The sequence below is a fragment of the Rossellomorea sp. DUT-2 genome, from assembly GCF_052665285.1.
The window spans coordinates 73049-89972 of sequence record NZ_JBQPEO010000006.1 but is presented as its reverse complement, the minus strand read 5'-3'; the positions used below and the strand labels follow the sequence as shown (position 1 = coordinate 89972).

At 42.7% G+C, this 16924-nt stretch carries 17 protein-coding genes; 4 read left to right on the top strand and 13 right to left on the bottom strand.

The annotated features are described in order from the left end of the window. Positions 1–119: 119 nt before the first annotated feature. Complete coding sequence (locus tag ACOSV2_RS20025; protein ID WP_428976606.1) at positions 120–1613, top strand: peptide MFS transporter; 1494 nt, start codon at positions 120–122, stop codon at positions 1611–1613. Between the two features lie 71 nt (positions 1614–1684). Here ACOSV2_RS20025 and ACOSV2_RS20020 read toward each other — a convergent pair whose 3' ends face one another. The 3 genes from ACOSV2_RS20020 to ACOSV2_RS20010 all read right to left on the bottom strand — a co-directional run bounded on the left by ACOSV2_RS20020 (position 1685) and on the right by ACOSV2_RS20010 (position 3829). Further along, entirely contained in the window at positions 1685–1849 is a 165-nt protein-coding gene (locus ACOSV2_RS20020) for a hypothetical protein (RefSeq protein ID WP_428976605.1), read from the bottom strand. 268 nt (positions 1850–2117) lie between these two features. Then, positions 2118–2648, bottom strand: coding sequence for a DUF84 family protein (locus tag ACOSV2_RS20015; protein ID WP_428976604.1), 531 nt, complete (start codon positions 2646–2648; stop codon positions 2118–2120). 107 nt (positions 2649–2755) lie between these two features. Next, a complete protein-coding gene (locus ACOSV2_RS20010; RefSeq protein WP_428976603.1) occupies positions 2756–3829 on the bottom strand; it encodes a M42 family metallopeptidase in 1074 nt (357 codons plus the stop codon). A gap of 236 nt (positions 3830–4065) precedes the next feature. Between ACOSV2_RS20010 and ACOSV2_RS20005 the strand changes: the two genes are divergently transcribed. Continuing rightward, positions 4066–4380, top strand: coding sequence for a PepSY domain-containing protein (locus tag ACOSV2_RS20005; RefSeq protein ID WP_113969801.1), 315 nt, complete (start codon positions 4066–4068; stop codon positions 4378–4380). 67 nt (positions 4381–4447) lie between these two features. On the opposite strand, the gene ACOSV2_RS20000 is transcribed toward ACOSV2_RS20005, so the two are convergent. Further along, positions 4448–5290 (bottom strand): YtnP family quorum-quenching lactonase, encoded by an 843-nt coding sequence (locus ACOSV2_RS20000; RefSeq protein ID WP_428976602.1) that lies wholly within the window; start codon positions 5288–5290, stop codon positions 4448–4450. Positions 5291–6120: 830 nt separating this feature from the next. Further along, entirely contained in the window at positions 6121–6765 is a 645-nt protein-coding gene (gene trmB, locus ACOSV2_RS19995; RefSeq protein WP_428976601.1) for a tRNA (guanosine(46)-N7)-methyltransferase TrmB, read from the bottom strand. A 251-nt stretch (positions 6766–7016) separates the two neighbouring features. Here trmB and ACOSV2_RS19990 point away from each other — a divergent pair, with 251 nt between their 5' ends. Continuing rightward, entirely contained in the window at positions 7017–7295 is a 279-nt protein-coding gene (locus ACOSV2_RS19990) for a YtzH-like family protein (RefSeq protein WP_428976600.1), read from the top strand. Between the two features lie 4 nt (positions 7296–7299). Here the strand turns inward: ACOSV2_RS19990 and ACOSV2_RS19985 are convergent, their stop codons facing one another. The 5 genes from ACOSV2_RS19985 to thpR form a co-directional block, all read right to left on the bottom strand. Continuing rightward, entirely contained in the window at positions 7300–8073 is a 774-nt protein-coding gene (locus ACOSV2_RS19985) for a phosphotransferase (protein ID WP_428976599.1), read from the bottom strand. Positions 8074–8260: 187 nt separating this feature from the next. Continuing rightward, positions 8261–10405, bottom strand: a complete 2145-nt coding sequence (pulA, locus tag ACOSV2_RS19980; protein WP_428976598.1) for a type I pullulanase — start codon at positions 10403–10405, stop codon at positions 8261–8263. Continuing rightward, positions 10399–11352, bottom strand: coding sequence for a diacylglycerol/lipid kinase family protein (locus ACOSV2_RS19975; protein WP_428976597.1), 954 nt, complete (start codon positions 11350–11352; stop codon positions 10399–10401). Before ACOSV2_RS19975 ends, pulA begins: the two co-directional genes overlap by 7 nt. After that, on the bottom strand, positions 11349–12317 hold the full coding sequence (locus ACOSV2_RS19970; protein ID WP_428976596.1) for a nuclease-related domain-containing protein: 969 nt from the start codon (positions 12315–12317) through the stop codon (positions 11349–11351). Before ACOSV2_RS19970 ends, ACOSV2_RS19975 begins: the two co-directional genes overlap by 4 nt. A 23-nt stretch (positions 12318–12340) precedes the next feature. Then, entirely contained in the window at positions 12341–12892 is a 552-nt protein-coding gene (gene thpR / locus ACOSV2_RS19965; RefSeq protein WP_428976595.1) for an RNA 2',3'-cyclic phosphodiesterase, read from the bottom strand. 165 nt (positions 12893–13057) lie between these two features. On the opposite strand from thpR, the gene cysK reads away from it, so the two are divergent. Beyond that, on the top strand, positions 13058–13987 hold the full coding sequence (cysK, locus tag ACOSV2_RS19960) for a cysteine synthase A (protein WP_428976594.1): 930 nt from the start codon (positions 13058–13060) through the stop codon (positions 13985–13987). A gap of 74 nt (positions 13988–14061) precedes the next feature. Here cysK and ACOSV2_RS19955 read toward each other — a convergent pair whose 3' ends face one another. From ACOSV2_RS19955 to pepV, 3 genes are read right to left on the bottom strand one after another with little or no spacing between them, the layout of a single operon-like run. Continuing rightward, on the bottom strand, positions 14062–14340 hold the full coding sequence (locus tag ACOSV2_RS19955; protein ID WP_428976593.1) for a hypothetical protein: 279 nt from the start codon (positions 14338–14340) through the stop codon (positions 14062–14064). Between the two features lie 13 nt (positions 14341–14353). Continuing rightward, positions 14354–15208 (bottom strand): D-amino-acid transaminase, encoded by an 855-nt coding sequence (dat, locus tag ACOSV2_RS19950; RefSeq protein WP_428976592.1) that lies wholly within the window; start codon positions 15206–15208, stop codon positions 14354–14356. A 21-nt stretch (positions 15209–15229) separates the two neighbouring features. Beyond that, the gene (gene pepV / locus ACOSV2_RS19945) at positions 15230–16636 is read right to left on the bottom strand and encodes a dipeptidase PepV (RefSeq protein ID WP_428976591.1); all 1407 of its coding nucleotides are present in this window, start codon (positions 16634–16636) and stop codon (positions 15230–15232) included. Positions 16637–16924: the final 288 nt, after the last annotated feature.

Below are 16924 nucleotides of genomic sequence, written 5' to 3'. Positions count from 1 at the left end.
AAATAACTTAATATTAGCAATCTAAAGACATTTTGTGTTATTATTAACAATTTATAAACTTTTTTTGACTTTATGAAAATATTAAAATATTATAGTAAAAGAATAAGGGAGGTAGTAACATGTCATCAATGAATAAACAGAAAATTGTGGATAGTGTCCCTCAAAAAGGTTTCTTTGGACATCCGAAGGGATTATTCACTTTATTCTTCACAGAATTTTGGGAGCGCTTTTCCTATTACGGAATGCGTGCCATCCTCGTATTCTACATGTACTATGAGGTTTCAAAAGGCGGACTGGGCCTGGAGCAAAACACAGCTTTAGCAATCATGTCTATTTATGGTTCACTTGTATATATGTCCGGAGTAATCGGAGGCTGGTTGGCAGATAGAATATTCGGAACTTCGAAAGCCGTCTTCTACGGTGGAATATTCATCATGTTTGGTCATATTGCTTTATCATTTCCAGGAAGTTTAGCCATGTTCTTTGTTTCGATGGTATTGATCGTTGTCGGAACGGGATTATTAAAACCGAATGTTTCAACAGTTGTCGGTGAAATGTACAGCGAAAGTGATACTCGCCGAGATGCAGCTTTCAGTATTTTCTACATGGGGATCAACCTAGGTGCATTCATTGCTCCACTAATTGTCGGTAAGCTTATGGAAACAAAAGGATTCCATTGGGGATTTGCGGTAGCAGCCATCGGGATGTTCTTAGGTCTTGTTGTGTTCATGCTAACAAAGAAAAAGAATCTTGGTCTTGCCGGTACCTATGTTCCAAATCCGCTTGCGCCGGCTGAAAAGAAAAAGTATGGTTTAATCACAGGATTAATTGTTGTTGGTCTTGCCATCATTTTAGGTATTACGATTCCTGCGGGTCTATTTACATTAAACGTATTCATTAATTTAGTAGGTATCTTCGGTATCGTCGTTCCAACCATTTACTTTATCGTAATGTACTATAGTCCAAAAACCACAGAAACTGAACGCTCAAGAGTCATCGCTTACATTCCATTATTTATTGCAGCGGTTATGTTCTGGGCGATTCAAGAACAGGGTTCAACCATCCTAGCAGTCTACGCAGATAAGCGAACTGACCTGGAATTCATGGGAATCAGCATCTCACCTGCCTGGTTCCAATCGTTAAACCCATTATTTATCATCCTATTAGCTCCAGTATTTGCCTGGATGTGGGTGAAACTTGGTGATCGTCAACCATCGGTTCCGAAGAAGTTTTCATTCGGTCTATTGTTTGCCGGCTTATCCTTCTTAGTGATTCTATTACCTGCATACTTCGGAGGAGAAGATTCACTTGTAAGTCCATTATGGCTTGTGCTTAGCTATTTGATCGTTGTTCTTGGTGAGCTATGCTTATCACCAGTCGGTCTTTCAGCGACAACCAAATTAGCTCCGGAAGCTTTCTCTGCTCAAACGATGAGTCTTTGGTTCTTAGCTTCTGCTGCTGCACAGGCGCTGAATGCACAACTTGTCCGTTTCTACACACCAGAAACAGAAACTCTGTACTTTGGGGCAATCGGGGGAATGGCAATCGTATTGAGTATTGCATTATTCCTGCTTTCACCTAAGATTCAGGAGTTTATGAAAGGTGTAAAATAATTGACTTAACCCTCTGAAGTTTTTCAGAGGGTTTTTTATATAACTGAAGGGATTTACTTTTATCCATCCTGCTAAGTATAAGAAGAACTCCGCTTCAAAACGGAGTTCCATTCCCAACTATTAGAATAAGCCACAGCCACATCTTCTATTGCGTCTTCTTCTATGACAACCACATCTTCTACGGTTATCTTCAGTTCCCAGGACATTATCATCTCTTCTTCTGCGACATCTTCCACGATTATCTTCTGATCCTAATACATCATCTCTGCGATCACGTCTCCTTCTGTCACCAAAAAGCAACTTATCCCAGTCACAGCATCTTCTGTCATCACGACGGTCATCACGACGACCCCCAACTCGGTCATTACAATAATGGCATCCCATAAATTCTTACCTCCTTAGAAAGAATTTATCAGATAAAATAAAGTCTGATATACTCCATCCTATGAATATCAGGTAGAATTGGTATGGGCCAAGTACCCTCTATAGGTAAAAGTCTATCGATTATAAGTCCTTCTCTTTGTTTCTGAACTGCCACTGACCTATTAAGAGCTGAACCACGTGCAGAAACATAGCCTCTCTCGTAATGAGTCCATTCGTAAACACGCCCACTGCGCCTTCTTTTTTTCTTATCCCGGTGGTTTTAGTGTACTCATCCATCAAGGGTCCAAGCTCTTCCCCAGCTTTTAACTGACTGCTGATTTCTTTGGGAAGAGGGATTCTGGCTCCTCCACCAATGATTTCGTTGCCGCTCCGATCTACGAGTGCCCCCCAGTTACAGACAAACATTCCGTAAAGTGATTCCGTCACTCCTCCTTCAAGACCGATCCCAATATCGCTATCTGTTGCCCGCAGGATGTTCTTGGCCCGATTTAACGCACCTTCGATGGTCTCTTGATCAGAGATTGGCTGCTCATCTACATTTGAATCTGTTTTGTGACACTCGAACTCGATGTCCTCATAGTGTTCCTTAAAAGCCTTTTGAATGGCTTGTACTTTTGCGGGATTTGTCGTTCCAATTGCTATTTTCAACAAATTGATACCTCATTTCTAAGAGAGAGTCACTCCCTTTTTATCTCTATAAAAAGACTGTCTCAAGAAGTTCATAAATGAGACAGTCTTTTTAGTATATTTTTCTTGAATTAGCCGTTTGATTTAATGGATTCAATTGTGGAACGGTCACATTGCTTCACTAATTTGACAATCAGTTCTTTCGCAGCCGCATAATCATCTACATGGATCATGGATGCATGGGTGTGAATATATCTTGAACAGATACCAACAACGGCACTCGGAACCCCTTCATTTGACATATGTACTCTCCCGGCATCCGTTCCGCCTTGAGAAACAAAATATTGATAAGGAATGTCATTTGATTCAGCTGTATCAAGAACGAATTCCCTGATGCCTCTGTGGGTAACCATTGAACGATCAAGAATGCGAAGGAGAGCACCTTTCCCTAATTGGCCAAATTCATTTTTGTCCCCTGACATATCATTTGCCGGACTCGCATCGAGGGCAAAAAAGATATCCGGATTAATCATATTGGCTGCTGTCTGGGCACCGCGTAATCCTACTTCCTCCTGAACCGTGGCTCCGGAAAATAGAGTATTGGGAATTGTCATGCCTTGCAGCTCTTTTAACAGCTCAATGGACAATCCGCATCCATAGCGGTTATCCCATGCCTTCGCAAGTATTTTTTTCTCATTCGCCATAGGTGTAAACGGACAAATCGGGACGATCTGCTGTCCCGGTTTGATCCCGATTTCCAGTGCATTGTCCCGATCATCAGCACCGATATCAATGAGCATGTTCTTGATTTCCATCGGCTTTCTACGCTGCTCTTCTCCTAGCAGGTGAGGAGGGATGCTTCCGATTACACCTGTAATCGGACCGTTATCCGTAATGATTTGAACACGCTGAGCAAGCATGACCTGACTCCACCAGCCTCCAAGTGTTTGAAAGCGGAGCATTCCATTGTCCGTAACAGAGGTGACCATAAATCCTACTTCATCCATATGCCCTGCAACCATCACAACAGGATCCTGATCATTGCCTTTTTTCACTCCAAATATCCCGCCCAGACGATCCTGTACGATGTCATCAGAGTATTGAGACAATTGTTCTTTCATAAATTTACGAACCGCATGCTCATTACCGGGTGCTCCCGGCAATTCAGTCAATGTCTTAAAAAGTTCCAACGTATCTTGTTTCATGTCATATGCCCCTTTTATATAAAATCTACTTTATGTATAATCTTATTTTACAGAACTTTCGAACGTCTTACCACCAATTGAGAAGAAAAGGAGTTCTCTTTTTTGTTATTTCTTTGATAGAATGTACCTATAGATGGAAAATAATCGCGAATTAATGGGGAGATAGTGGAAAGAGCATGCTATTCCTTGCGTGTCAGAGAAACATCAAATACTCATTGCCTGTGGAGGGAATAAAAATGAACTGGAAATCTTTCATGATCGGTATCGGAATCGGAGCAGCAGGAGGATATTTTCTGAAAGAAAAATTGGATGATTCAAGCATGGTTTCTGCCGAAAAAGTATTAAAGGACGTCAAACTTTCATTTAAAAAAGAGGGGAACATTGATGGCTCTTGGATTGGAATGAAGCCCGAAGACTATCAGAAGCACTCGGTGACAACGAAAGTCTATAAAGGTGGGGTATCCAGAAGAAAAGACGGGGAACTGGAGCAATATGAGTTTTTAGCAGATGCGTATACGGGCACTGTTGTAGATGTGTATCCTTTAGCTTAAATAGACTAGCCGCATCATAACAAAGGATGATCCCAAGGTCTTGGGACCATCCTTTATTTAGTCATTATTATTTTTCCCTCAGTACGTGATCAACGATTTCTCCATCTCTATTCCACTTGATCCCTCTATAAACCGCATCATGATAGAAAAGGAACCAGTATTCTCCTTCAATCGCTTGATTGATCCACTTGTATTTGGCATCGATGGACGTCATCGGATAGTCGTCATAAGCCAGTACCCATAGCGGATTTTTGTGAGCGTGAGTAGGCATGATATCTGCCATATGGATGAACTTCTCCCCGTTATGCTCTAGAAGGATAATCGAGTGCCCATCACTGTGACCTCCCGTATGCACCATCGTAATTCCAGGAAGTACTTCCTTTTTTCCTTCGAACGTTTCCACTTGAGATTGAATGCTTTCCCAATTTTCTTTCCAGTATGTATTGCGGGAGCGGACATTCGGATTTCTCATTTCATCCCATTCCACTTGGGAGGTGTAAATGGTTGCATTCGGGAATACAGGAACAAGCTTATCCCCCTCATATTTTGTTAAGCCGCAAGCGTGATCGAAATGCATGTGAGTCATTAACACGACATCAATATCATCTGGCTTCAAGCCCAGTGTTTCCAATGATGCCTCGAGACCCGACTCTTCATGCACGCCGTAGTTACGCTTTTGTTTATCATTCAGCTTCCCTTTACCAATACCGGATTCAATTAATACTTTCTTCCCTTCCCATTCGAAAAAGAGCGGATCTGTTCGTAATTCGATTTGATTCAAGTCATTTACGGCATATTTTTTGGACCAAAGAGGCTTTGGGACCACTCCGAACATAGCTCCCCCATCCATGTGTGTGACGCCGCCATTCAGCCAATATATCGATATATCTCCAACCTTCAACGTTTCCATTTTGACTCCTCCTTTGTTCATTCCCTTTTATTTTATCAGAATTTATGGACAACTTATAGGTGGATGCTCGCTTTCCATGTGTCGGGCCTGGGTCTCACCCACTGGATTTGCATAACTTCCCAAAAAGTGAATTTGAGTTTTAAATAATTGGAAGTGTGAAAACAGTGACCGTTCCTTTCCGCTCCAGGCACTTGCTTTCCGCGGGGAGGAAGTCGAGCCTCCTCGGGCTTTGCCCTGTGGGGTCTCGACCTTTCCTCTATTTCCCGCAGGAGTCAAGTGCCTTCCGCTACAATCCACTCTGTGCTTCTATATTTTGACTGCCTAATAACGGATAGAATAAAAAAAATCCCATTGTAGACAGTTTGTTTCCAAAAACAAACTGTCTACAAGGGAGTACAAAATTAACCTCATTATGAAAGGTCAAAAAATCAGTTATTAGTCATATGTTTATCGTGATTACTCACGGAGGATTTAGCCTGTCTATCCTCATTTAACTTACTTTTCAAAGAAAGTAGTGGTCGATTTGTGATTGTATATGATTGAAAATCTGTTTTTTAACTATTTTTTGACTCTTTTTAGCTCTGTCACGAAAATCTTATATAGATGGTGAGGGGAACTGCGTAGACTCCTGCGGAAGTACGGTCGTGCCGAGACCCCGGAAGCGAAGCTGAGGAGGCTCGGCCGAACGTCCGCGGAAAGCGAAGCAGTTCCCCTCACCATCTGAGCACATACTGATTGGCAGAGCCGAAGCAGAACCTGTAAAAAAACAGTCTTTACCAAAAGGGCTGAAAAAAATAGCCCCACAAAATTGCAGGGCCATCAAATAATACTTATTGATTTTGATATTGGGCTTCAACCCGGTAAATTCTTTGTCCTTTGGCTGAAAATTTCTCTTCATATTCAGTCATGATATTTCCTTCAAAATCGCTTTTGTGAAGATCCAGACTCAAGAAATTCAGATGGAGACCATACCATGAGAAGCTCTTTAATGAGTATTCAAATAAGCCTTGATTGTCTGTCTTAAAGTGGATTTCTCCGCCTTTGATCAGCACATCTTCATATAGCTTCAAAAAATCTTTATAAGTCAATCGACGTTTTTCATGACGGTTTTTCGGCCATGGATCAGAGAAGTTCAAGTACACTCGGCTTACTTCTTCTGATGCGAAGTATTCAGTCAGGTTCTTTGCATCGACATTTAGCAGCTTGACGTTAGGAAGCCCGGCTTCAATCAAGCGATCAAGAGCGGTTACAATGACGCTTTCATATAACTCGATTCCAATATAATTAACGTCCGGATTAGCTCTGGCCATTTCCGTGACGAATTGACCTTTTCCAGTTCCTACCTCGATGTGGATAGGATTGTCATTACCAAATTCTTTATTCCATTGACCTTTTATCTCCTGGGGTTCTGCCACAACATACTGTGGATGGTCACTGATTCTCTCAGAAGCCCACGGTTTATTACGTAAACGCATGTAGACACCTCTTTTTTTATTATCGAAAAAAACATACCACGACTATCCGTCCTGTGCAAGAGCCAATCCCCGCTTCAGATCTTCTGGCTGATGTGCCCTTTTTGAGGTCCGTCCCTCAAAAAGCGCGCATAATTGAAAAAGGAATTCACACACTATTAGTGAATTCCTTTTTCGGGTCTGGTCATTTTGAAGGGCTGAAAAAGTACGTGTTTCTTTAAATCTTTGCAGACGAAAATGAAAGGGTGTACTCTATGCCTTTAAATTCACAGAATCAAATGCAGTTACTATCAGATATTTTAAGCAATCACAGTGCGGATTGCTGCGGTTCGGTTTCTGAATGTGAGCAAGTTGAACGATTGGTGAAGTCATTAATGGTTAATGCTGATATTCACGAAAACGTAAAGCCTGTCCTGCAGGAAATTTATCAGTATAGTCAAAGCGGGATATCCTCAGCTGACCTATCGAACCATATTACGTCGAATCAAGATAACTTGTCCCAATGGGTTACGGATATGAACAACTATTCTTAATGAATCAGATCACTTTGTGCAGATATTCAATCCAGTGATTCATTTCGTGAAATCGGGCTTTTCCTTTATGCCACTGAATGGATAATATCGTTTGTGCAACCACATACCATTTCATTCTCAGCTTTAAGTTATCGGTCAGCTCAACACCATATTGAGTTAACCAGCTCTCCCATTGATCTTCAGGGATATACCAGTATAATAAGAGCCCTACGTCAAAGGCCGGGTCCGCGATCATGGCCCCGTCCCAATCGATTAAATACAACTGGTTGTAATCAGACAGCAGCCAGTTGTTATGATTGACGTCACCGTGACAGACTACATATTCTTCCTGCTGAACTACCAAGAGCTCTTTTTGAAGAAATAATAGCGCCTCTCTAATGACAGGCAATGAAAGAAGATCGAATTCTAAACCTGTCTCCACTTCCGTAAGCATATGCTCCGGCTGAAACGGCTCTTTTCCCAACCGCTCAAGCATGGTTGAAAGCGGCTTTGAGGAATGAATCTTGTTAAGCAGCTTGGCCACTCGTTCATCCATCATTTCTTCCGGCTTTAATTCTCTTCCATTTAACCAATGTTGTGCCGTTATGACATCCCCGTTTTCCAGTCTTTTGGTCCAAACTAGCTTGGGTACGATTCCTTCTGCAGACAATACAGCCACAAAAGGGGAGGAATTGCGTTTCAGAAATAACCTTTGCTCCTGGTACTGAGCAAAGAACGCTTCTCCAGTAGCACCGCCTGCGGGGACTATTTCCCAATCTTGGTCAAATAAGTGTTCCAATATATTCACCTTCTATTGGTCCTTTGTCATGTTTATATGTTCAATTACGTTAAAAGTTGAATTCATTCACTACATCAAAAAAAGTCTTATAAAATAAAAAAGACAGCTATTGGGCAATACAATCAATAGCCATCTGTTTAAGATTTTATCGTCATCTTGCGTTTTCGTCAAGCACTGGAATGAACTGTTACCTTACAAATACATAGGAAGAGACAGGTTCAAGGGTTATGGTTGGCTCTTCTACCCCATAAAGACCGTTTACATTTGCCCGATTTCCGTCGGACAAACAAATCCAATCTTTTCCTTCGGGGAGTGCATACTGACACTTTTTCGAATCGGAATGGAAGACCATGAAGATATCGTTCCACGGACCATAAGGGTGAACATTCCGGTAGCGGACCACAACAAGATTTTCAATGCTATGCGAGACTTCCACATGCTCCCGGATCAGGCTGCTCTTTTGAAATCGGAAAGCACCATGGCTTTTACGGATTTGAATCAGTGCTTTTACGTATTGAACCACATCATCGAATTCTTCTCTTCTTACCCAGTCTAGTTGATTAATTTCCACAGGAGAATTGTAGCTGTTTTCAATCCCCTTTTTCGTTCTGTAAAATTCCTGTCCTGCATGAATAAAAGGGATCCCTTGAGATAGCAGCACCATCGTGGTTGCTAATTTATGGCGATTCATAAGGGTTCCTTCATCTTCATTTAAACAAGCTTTCATTTTATCCCATAGGGTGTGATTATCATGGGACTCCACATAGTTGACGGATTGCGTCGGCTCTTTAAAGAGACCTCTTTCCCCACTTTTCATCCCGACACTTCCAGTCAGGACGAGTTCCACCTTTTGTTCCAAGTGACCGTGACCAAGGGCAAACCCTTTGTCATATAAGTTAAACGTACTTCCTTTAATGGTGTCCCTGAACCAGTCATTGAATTGACCGATCCCCTGAAGCTGATGGGCGTTACGCAGGTTGGCTTTTTGATGGGGAGGCAGGGGTGTATTCAGGTCCCAGCCTTCTCCAATGATGATCGCTCCCGGCAAAACCCTTTCCACTTCTTCACGGATTGTCGTCATGGTCTTAATATCAAGAATTCCCATCAGGTCAAAACGGAAGCCGTCGACACCGTACTCTTTTATCCAATAAAGAATCGAATCAACAATAAATTTCCTGGCCATCAGGCGTTCGGAAGCAAAATCATTTCCCACTCCCGTCCCATTCGATGGTAAGCCATTTTCGTCGTGACGGAAGAAATAACCGGGCACGAGCTTTTCAAAGGATGATTCCTCCCGAATGAACACGTGGTTGTACACCACATCCAGTATGACCCTGATATTTTCTTCATGAAGGCTTTGAATCACGCTTTTCAGTTCACTGATCCGTTCATAGGGATCTTCAGGCTTTAAACTGTAGCTCCCCTCAGGCGCGTTAAAAAACAAAGGATTGTATCCCCAATTATAACTTTTATCGGTAGGGTGATCCGTCACCCCATCGAAATCATTGACAGGAAGCAGCTCAACATGGGTGATGCCCAGCTCCTTTAAGTACTGAATTCCACTACTGAATCCTTTCGGTGTAGAGGTCCCTTTTTCTGTAAAGGCACGATATTTTCCTGCGAATTTCATGCCGCTTTCTTTTTGGGCTGAGAAATCACGGACATTCAATTCATAAATGACAGCATCTGCAGGGGAAGTTAATGGTGCCAAGGAAGAAGGACCTTCCCCGCGTCCAAGGTTCACAACACATCCCCACTCACTGTCGTAGGAAACCGATTTAGCATAGGGATCGATCAGTTCATCCCAAACCAGGTTGATACACGTTAGAATGGTATAATAATAACGATCTACATCGGTATTCACCTTACATTCCCATACGCCGTTCTCAACTCTGGAGAATGGGTATTGTATCTCTTCATCATCAGGGGATTTCAGCTTTAATCTTACCTCGGTAGACGTCGGAGACCATACTTTAAACACGGTGCACCCCTCTTGGCAGGTAACACCAAGGTCATCCCCGTCATAATAATAGCGTTGATCAAACTCTTCCGTTCTAATGACCGCTCCGATTTGCAGGTCTGTCTTTGTGTTATGCTCATCGACAACTTCATAGATTTCACCCAGGACAACCTTCTCACTCTGGATCGTCGTGACATATTTCATCGCATCATTGAGGGGAATCTTTTCTTCAATGTGAAGAGCTATTTTTTCACTACCTTTTATGAGAGAGAAGTGACTGGAATTCCCATCATGATAATCGTATGGGAGAATCAATGTAACCGTATTGAACGTATCTAAAAACGCATCGTAATGCCTACTAATGACTAACACTTCTGCCACCCACTTCTGTTTAACATTTTCCAACTTAATGGAAGAACATTCACCTTCAATTCATTCCCCTTCTTCAGTTCTTCAATTGTGTCTCCGTCTGCGTGAACGGGTACATCCTGACCCGATCGGATGGTCATGGTTGTTCCTGAACACGTGCTGACTTCATTGAAAGCCGTATGTTTTCCGAAGAAGACAGATAGGAAGACCAGGAGTAATTTCCACCTCGATAACCCATGGAGAAGGGTCATATCGATAGATCCATCATGAGGACAAGCCTGAGGGGCGATCTTCATTCCTCCACCAAAAAAAGGCTGATTCGAAACAGTTACAAACCATACCTTGTGAAACACCTGCTCTTTCCCATCAACATCTATCGAAAGGGAAAAGGGTTTATACGTAAACGCTTCCTTACAAAGGAGGATAGTATAGATCAATTGTCCAAGGGACCATTTGTTCAACCACTTTTTAAAGGATGAACGATTGGCCTTACGGGCAATTTCCGCATCAAATCCTATCCCTATATTATTCACGAAATGCCCATTTGGTCCGCTGCTCATGGTAAATTGACCTGAATCCAGGGTCACGAAATCTTCTTTTTTTAAACCTTCCTTTATTAAGGTATATGCTTGTTTTTTATGGTTAGGCCAATTATAGCCCCTTGCAAAATCATTACCACTTCCTGATGGAATATACCCTATAACGACCTTGTCAAAACCGATTGTTCCACTCACCACAGAGTTCATGGTCCCATCACCACCTACTCCCACTACCAGGAGCCAGTCGTCTGGAGATTGGTTGACGACACTTGACACAATGTTCTTCACGTCACCGGGGTGACCCGTCACAAAAATCTCATGTGGAATATCGATGGTTTGACTAAAATGATTCCACGAAGATAAGGAATGATGATTCTTTGCTGAAGGATTCACGATGAAAATCGTCTTCATTGCTGGTTCTCACCTGATTCAACCGCCTGTTCTCCCCATTGAAGCCTCTTGAATGAAGTGGTCTGGCAATACTCCAAGATGGCTTGTGCCGCTTTCAACTGGACACTCTTGATCGGAGAAGAGCTTGAGCGCTGCTGCTGGAACCATTCATTGTGGAGCCGCTTGTCAAGAAACTGAATGCCCACCGGAGCTTGTGGGTAATCTATGTATCCATTTCTGCTTATCACGCCTTTATGTATAGGAAGGTCCACACCTGCATATTGAATGATTTGATGAAGTATTCCCTCCATCCTTCTCAGTCCGATTAGAGGGTTTAATACCTTCGTCTCTACATCTCCCCATTTTTTCAACCAAAATCGTTCTCCTGAACCGATATAGGCAGTTCCCTCTTCAAATTCGAGAAAGGTTAAGCACCAGATCCCTGTTGGGGTGATCAGAATGGTTTCGAGTTCTACAGGGGCATGTTTAATCTTTAGTACCGGGTTGTACATCACCAATATGTTATCTGGAAAGCGCTGAATCAGATAGCGCAATCGTTCGTCATAATGATAACTATTGTCTACATAGGATTTCTCCATGATCGTGGAGCTTGCCCATCTCAACTGAAAATCAAATACAAGGTCCAGGAAGGAAACCTTCAATTCTTCCTCCGTAGAGATATCCTGGTTTGAATCCAATTCAAATGCAATTTCTTCATCATTTGGCTGAATGAAATTTGAGAGCTCCTCCTCTTCAGCTTCTTTCTTTTTGAACAGTGAAAAGAGCTTCTCCTTAATGGAGTTCCTTTCCTCTTCTTGTCCTTCCTCCTTAATGATTGGGGAAGCGGGAGGAAGATCACCGTTTTCCCAATGTTGTTTCATTTTTTCCCATTGCTGCTTTTTTAATCGGACAAATTGGGAAGGATATCTATATAAATCCGTTTCGTACCTGGAAACGTAATCTTGAAGTTTAATCAGCTGTGCCATATGGATCGGTCCTTTCATGACGGTCAATTTGCATGTAACGGTTTGGTGTAAATGGCTTCATACTTTGGCAGTCTATCTAAGTGAGTTTGATATAACACGATTTCTCCTGCTGTGAAAGAATGGGTGTCCGTTGGCTGAAACGAATTCAACCACCAGGAAGTAAAAGGAAAATCCCCATTCCACTTTCTCCCTACGGTGATATGTGGAGAAAAAGGTCTCTTATCTAATGGAAAGCCCGCTTCTTCACACGCACCATACACACTTTCCCGAACTCGTTGTAAGATTTCAGAAGGCTGAATGCCCATCCAAAGAATTCTGGGTGAATCACTTTTTCCAAAGGTACCGTAGTGATCAAGGGTTAATGAAAATGAAGGACAATAGAGGGCCTCTATTTTATGGATCACGGGTTGAAGTTCGTCCGCACTTCCTAAAAAGGCCAAAGTGATGTGATAGTCCTGCGGGTGCACCCAGCGCTGAAAAGAACCCTCATCCATCATTGGCTCTGTCCACTTATGTATAAGGTGTTTCGTTTCTTGAGATAAAGAGAGTGCAAAGAAATAATGAGCTTTCAACATATCACTCGTCCTTTCATTTGTTACTACCATTTTAGCAAAATGTGTCATGAGAGAGAATGACTAGAAGGAAATGCAATAAAAATGAAATACAAAGCTCATTTATTTGATAAGATTTATCTGAATTAGTACGATAGAAGAAGAACGTTTTCTGAAAGGAAGTTGACTATGAAAGTTGTACAAAATATCGCTGAACTGATCGGGGACACCCCCCTTGTCAAATTGAATCGACTCAATCCTGCTGACGGAGCGGATGTATATGTTAAATTGGAATTCTATAACCCGAGTAAAAGTGTGAAGGATCGTGCAGCCTTTCAAATGATCGTTGAAGCAGAAAAGGAAGGCTACTTAAAAGAAGGCTCAACCATCATAGAGCCTACAAGCGGAAACACGGGTATCGGACTTGCCATGAATGCAGCAGCAAGAGGATATCGCGCAATCCTGGTCATGCCCGATACGATGACTCAAGAGCGTATTAATCTGTTAAAGGCATACGGGGCTGAAGTTGTCTTAACACCTGGAGATGACAAAATGCCAGGTGCCATTGAAAAAGCGAAAGAATTAACAGAGCAAATTCCCAATAGCTTCATGCCGATGCAGTTCGAAAATGATGCGAACCCGGATGCCCACCGAAAGACGACGGCCCTGGAGATTGTGGAGGCCATGAAAGAAATCGGCAAGCCCTTATCTGCATTTGTTGCGACTGCCGGAACGGGCGGCACGATTACAGGGACTGGCGAAGTGTTAAAAGAGCACTATCCGGATCTCGCCGTTCATGTGGTGGAACCGGCGGGATCCCCGGTTCTATCCGGAGGTAAGCCAGGTAAGCATAAATTAGTAGGAACGAGCCCAGGGTTTGTTCCGGATATCCTGAATACGAGTGTCTACGATGAAATCCACAAAATCGAAGACGAGCATGCCTACGATATTGCTCGCAGAATGGCAAGTGAAGAAGGTATCCTGGTAGGACCTTCATCAGGGGCCGCTTGTTATGCAGCCATAGAAGTGGCGAAGAAATTATCACCTGAAGATGTAGTCGTGTGCATTGCCTGCGATACAGGAGAAAGATATCTATCAAGTGACCTGTTTAGGTTTTAATGACAAAATCTGAACAGGCTTGGACGATAACCAAGAGAGGCTGCGCCCATGACGGCGCAGCCTCTTTCTTATGTTTATTTAACCTTATGATACTGCGTGATGAAATGCTCTGGGGAAGACTTAACAACAAACGTCCACACTCCTTCAATCGTGTGAAGATACAAAAAAGTATAGTAAGCTGACAACGGCTTGCTTGTCACATCCATCACGTCCTTGATGGTGAAGCTTTTCGTAGGAGTCTCGATTCGATCATTGTATAAATAAAGATGCTCCTCTGTCTCTACCGTGAATTGCTGGTTGTCTTCTATTCTTCGTTCTGTCTTCATAAATGGTTGTGAACAAATCAATCTCATTTAAAGCCTCCAACTATTTTACCGGGCTTTGTTCCCTTTTTCTCTCACTAAAGAGTGCCTGCAGCTTTCTCGTTACTGAACCGGGTTTCCCATTCCCAATCACCTGTTGATCAATCTTAATGACGGGCATTACTTCTGAAGTCGTACTTGCGATGAATACTTCATCCGCTTCGAGAAGATCAGGGACAAGAAACGTCTCTTCTTGAAAAGAGATAGCATTTCTTCTGCATAAATCTTCAATGACTCTTCTCGTAATGCCATTGAGGATCAAGTTTGTTACGGGATGCGTGTAGATGACCCCATCTTTCACTATGAATGCATTCGAAGAGGAACCTTCCGTCACCGTATCACCTCGATGCAAAATGGCTTCGAAATGGCCTTCAGAAGCCGCTTCTTCTTTTGCAAGCAGGTTTCCAAGAAGATTCAAGCTCTTAATATCACATCTCAGCCACCTGATATCTTCGACCAGCTTAGCTGTTACACCTTGCTCCATCTGGCGAAGAGGAACAGGGAAGTCTTTCGTATAGGCAACAACACTTCCCTTTACCTCTTTCGAAGGAAAATGGTGCTGACGGGAAGACACACCGCGTGTCACTTGTAAATAAACTATCCCGTCTTTCACTTGATTGGAATCGATAAGCTCCAGAAGATGCCCAGTCAGTTCATCTTCTGAATACGGAATGGACAGCTTCATCTTTTCAGCACTTTGATAAAGTCGCTCCATATGCTCCTTCATCGTGAAGGTGTTTCCGCCGTATACGCGAATCACTTCATAGATGCCATCCCCGAATTGATACCCGCGATCCTCAATATCAATCTTCGCATCGGCACGATCGATGACTTCCCCATTTACAAATACTGTGTTCATTCTGCTCTCCCCTTGTCTCTCTTAAGATTCACATGCTAATTCATAGATAGCCTGTGCGTAAATAGCCGTTGCTTTCAGGAGATCCTCTATATACATATATTCATCCTTCTGATGAGCAATATCTTCACGGCCCGGGAATAAGGCTCCAAAGGCTACGCCTGCCTCCAAGCTTCTGGCATAAGTCCCTCCACCGATGCTTAATAATTCTCCTCTTTCCCCGGTTTGGTCTTCATATACTTTTTTCAGCGTCTGAACGAGTTCATCATCCTTGGAAACGTGATGAGGTTTACTATCTGTGAAATTTTCAACCGAATAGCCTTCGATGTTTTCAATGATCGCCTTACCTTTTTCCATTTCAAATGTAACTGGATAACGCATGTTCAGCCCTAATCGTCCGCCTTCAGCATCTGAATATCGAAGCTTCCCTACGTTGATGGTTAAATCTCCCGTAATGTCGTCACGGTAACTTACACCAAGCTGGATCCCTCTTGAATCTTTAAAGAAATTCCTGGTCGTGAACTCAAAGAATTCTTTCCCCTGAGAAGAAAGGGGCAGCTGTGATAAGAATGCACCTAAGTAGAGACCGGCATTTTTCCCATTGTCAGGCTCCATTCCATGAGAGGAAACTCCTTCTACTTCAAAAACAAGCTCTCCGTTTTCAATGTAATAGTTGCCTTTGATGTTTTCTTCCTTTGTGAAAATTTCAAAGTTTTGAACCCACTTTGTGTGATCCTCTTCGACCAGCAGGACCGCTTTGGCATAGTCTGGAACCATGTTGTAGCGGCGTCCGGACTCAAAAGACAGGACTTTGATGCCCGATTGAGGCTCATCCTCCGATTTTGTTTGGACTAAATCATAGTCGGCGATCCCTTTTTCTGCATGGATGATCGGGAAGTCCGCATCAGGGGCAAATCCCATTGTAGGCATTTCTTCGTTTTTAAAATAGTGCTCTACACATCTCCAGTCACTTTCTTCATCTGTTCCAATGATCATCCGGACCCGCTTATTGAAGGTTGGATCAAGATCCTTTACGATTTTCATGGCATAATAGGCTGCCATTGTAGGACCCTTGTCATCGATCGCTCCACGGGCGAAAACCTTACCGTCTTTTATCTCACCGCCATAAGGATCGACGCTCCATCCATCCCCTTCAGGCACAACATCCACATGACAAAGAATACCGAGAAGATCATTCCCTTCCCCAAATTCTAAATGTCCGGCAAGATGATCGACATTCTTAGGAGTGAAACCGTCTTTCTCTCCAAGGGTTAACAAATAGTCCAGCGCTTCCTTCACGCCTTTCCCCAGCGGTGCTTCCTCCGTCGCATTCTCTTCATCCAGCACACTTTTAATTTGCAGGAATTTCTGCAGATCCTTAAGCAAATCGTCTTTCCGCTTCTCCACTTCATTCGTCCAATTAATACTCATTCGTATCCACCTGCTTATATGTATTTACTTCTACTCTCATTTTATACTGTTTTATGGGGAAATCCAAACAGAGAGAATCCTTATGTAAGTGGTCTTGCTCTGTTCAATGAGCATACTGCCTGAATGAATATCGTAGTGAAATATGTACCGTTCCTTTTCGCTACAGGCACTTCCTTTCCGCTACAACTCTTACGATTAGAACCTTATAAGATAAAAAATACATATATTTAGCATTTTCTTCATATTCTAGGAATACAACCATCAAGTTACTACGTAAATTGTTTGTAA

Bases quoted from the DNA above. Each gene is read 5' to 3' on its own strand.
- pepV (WP_428976591.1), bottom strand. From the start codon at position 16,636: ATGAGTATTAATTGGACGAATGAAGTGGAGAAGCGGAAAGACGATTTG.
- ACOSV2_RS20005 (WP_113969801.1), top strand. From the start codon at position 4,066: ATGAACTGGAAATCTTTCATGATCGGTATCGGAATCGGAGCAGCAGGA.
- trmB (WP_428976601.1), bottom strand. From the start codon at position 6,765: ATGCGTTTACGTAATAAACCGTGGGCTTCTGAGAGAATCAGTGACCAT.
- ACOSV2_RS19990 (WP_428976600.1), top strand. From the start codon at position 7,017: ATGCCTTTAAATTCACAGAATCAAATGCAGTTACTATCAGATATTTTA.
- thpR (WP_428976595.1), bottom strand. From the start codon at position 12,892: ATGTTGAAAGCTCATTATTTCTTTGCACTCTCTTTATCTCAAGAAACG.
- ACOSV2_RS19955 (WP_428976593.1), bottom strand. From the start codon at position 14,340: ATGAGATTGATTTGTTCACAACCATTTATGAAGACAGAACGAAGAATA.
- dat (WP_428976592.1), bottom strand. From the start codon at position 15,208: ATGAACACAGTATTTGTAAATGGGGAAGTCATCGATCGTGCCGATGCG.
- ACOSV2_RS19975 (WP_428976597.1), bottom strand. From the start codon at position 11,352: ATGAAGACGATTTTCATCGTGAATCCTTCAGCAAAGAATCATCATTCC.
- ACOSV2_RS20025 (WP_428976606.1), top strand. From the start codon at position 120: ATGTCATCAATGAATAAACAGAAAATTGTGGATAGTGTCCCTCAAAAA.
- ACOSV2_RS20010 (WP_428976603.1), bottom strand. From the start codon at position 3,829: ATGAAACAAGATACGTTGGAACTTTTTAAGACATTGACTGAATTGCCG.
- ACOSV2_RS19970 (WP_428976596.1), bottom strand. From the start codon at position 12,317: ATGGCACAGCTGATTAAACTTCAAGATTACGTTTCCAGGTACGAAACG.
- ACOSV2_RS20000 (WP_428976602.1), bottom strand. From the start codon at position 5,290: ATGGAAACGTTGAAGGTTGGAGATATATCGATATATTGGCTGAATGGC.
- cysK (WP_428976594.1), top strand. From the start codon at position 13,058: ATGAAAGTTGTACAAAATATCGCTGAACTGATCGGGGACACCCCCCTT.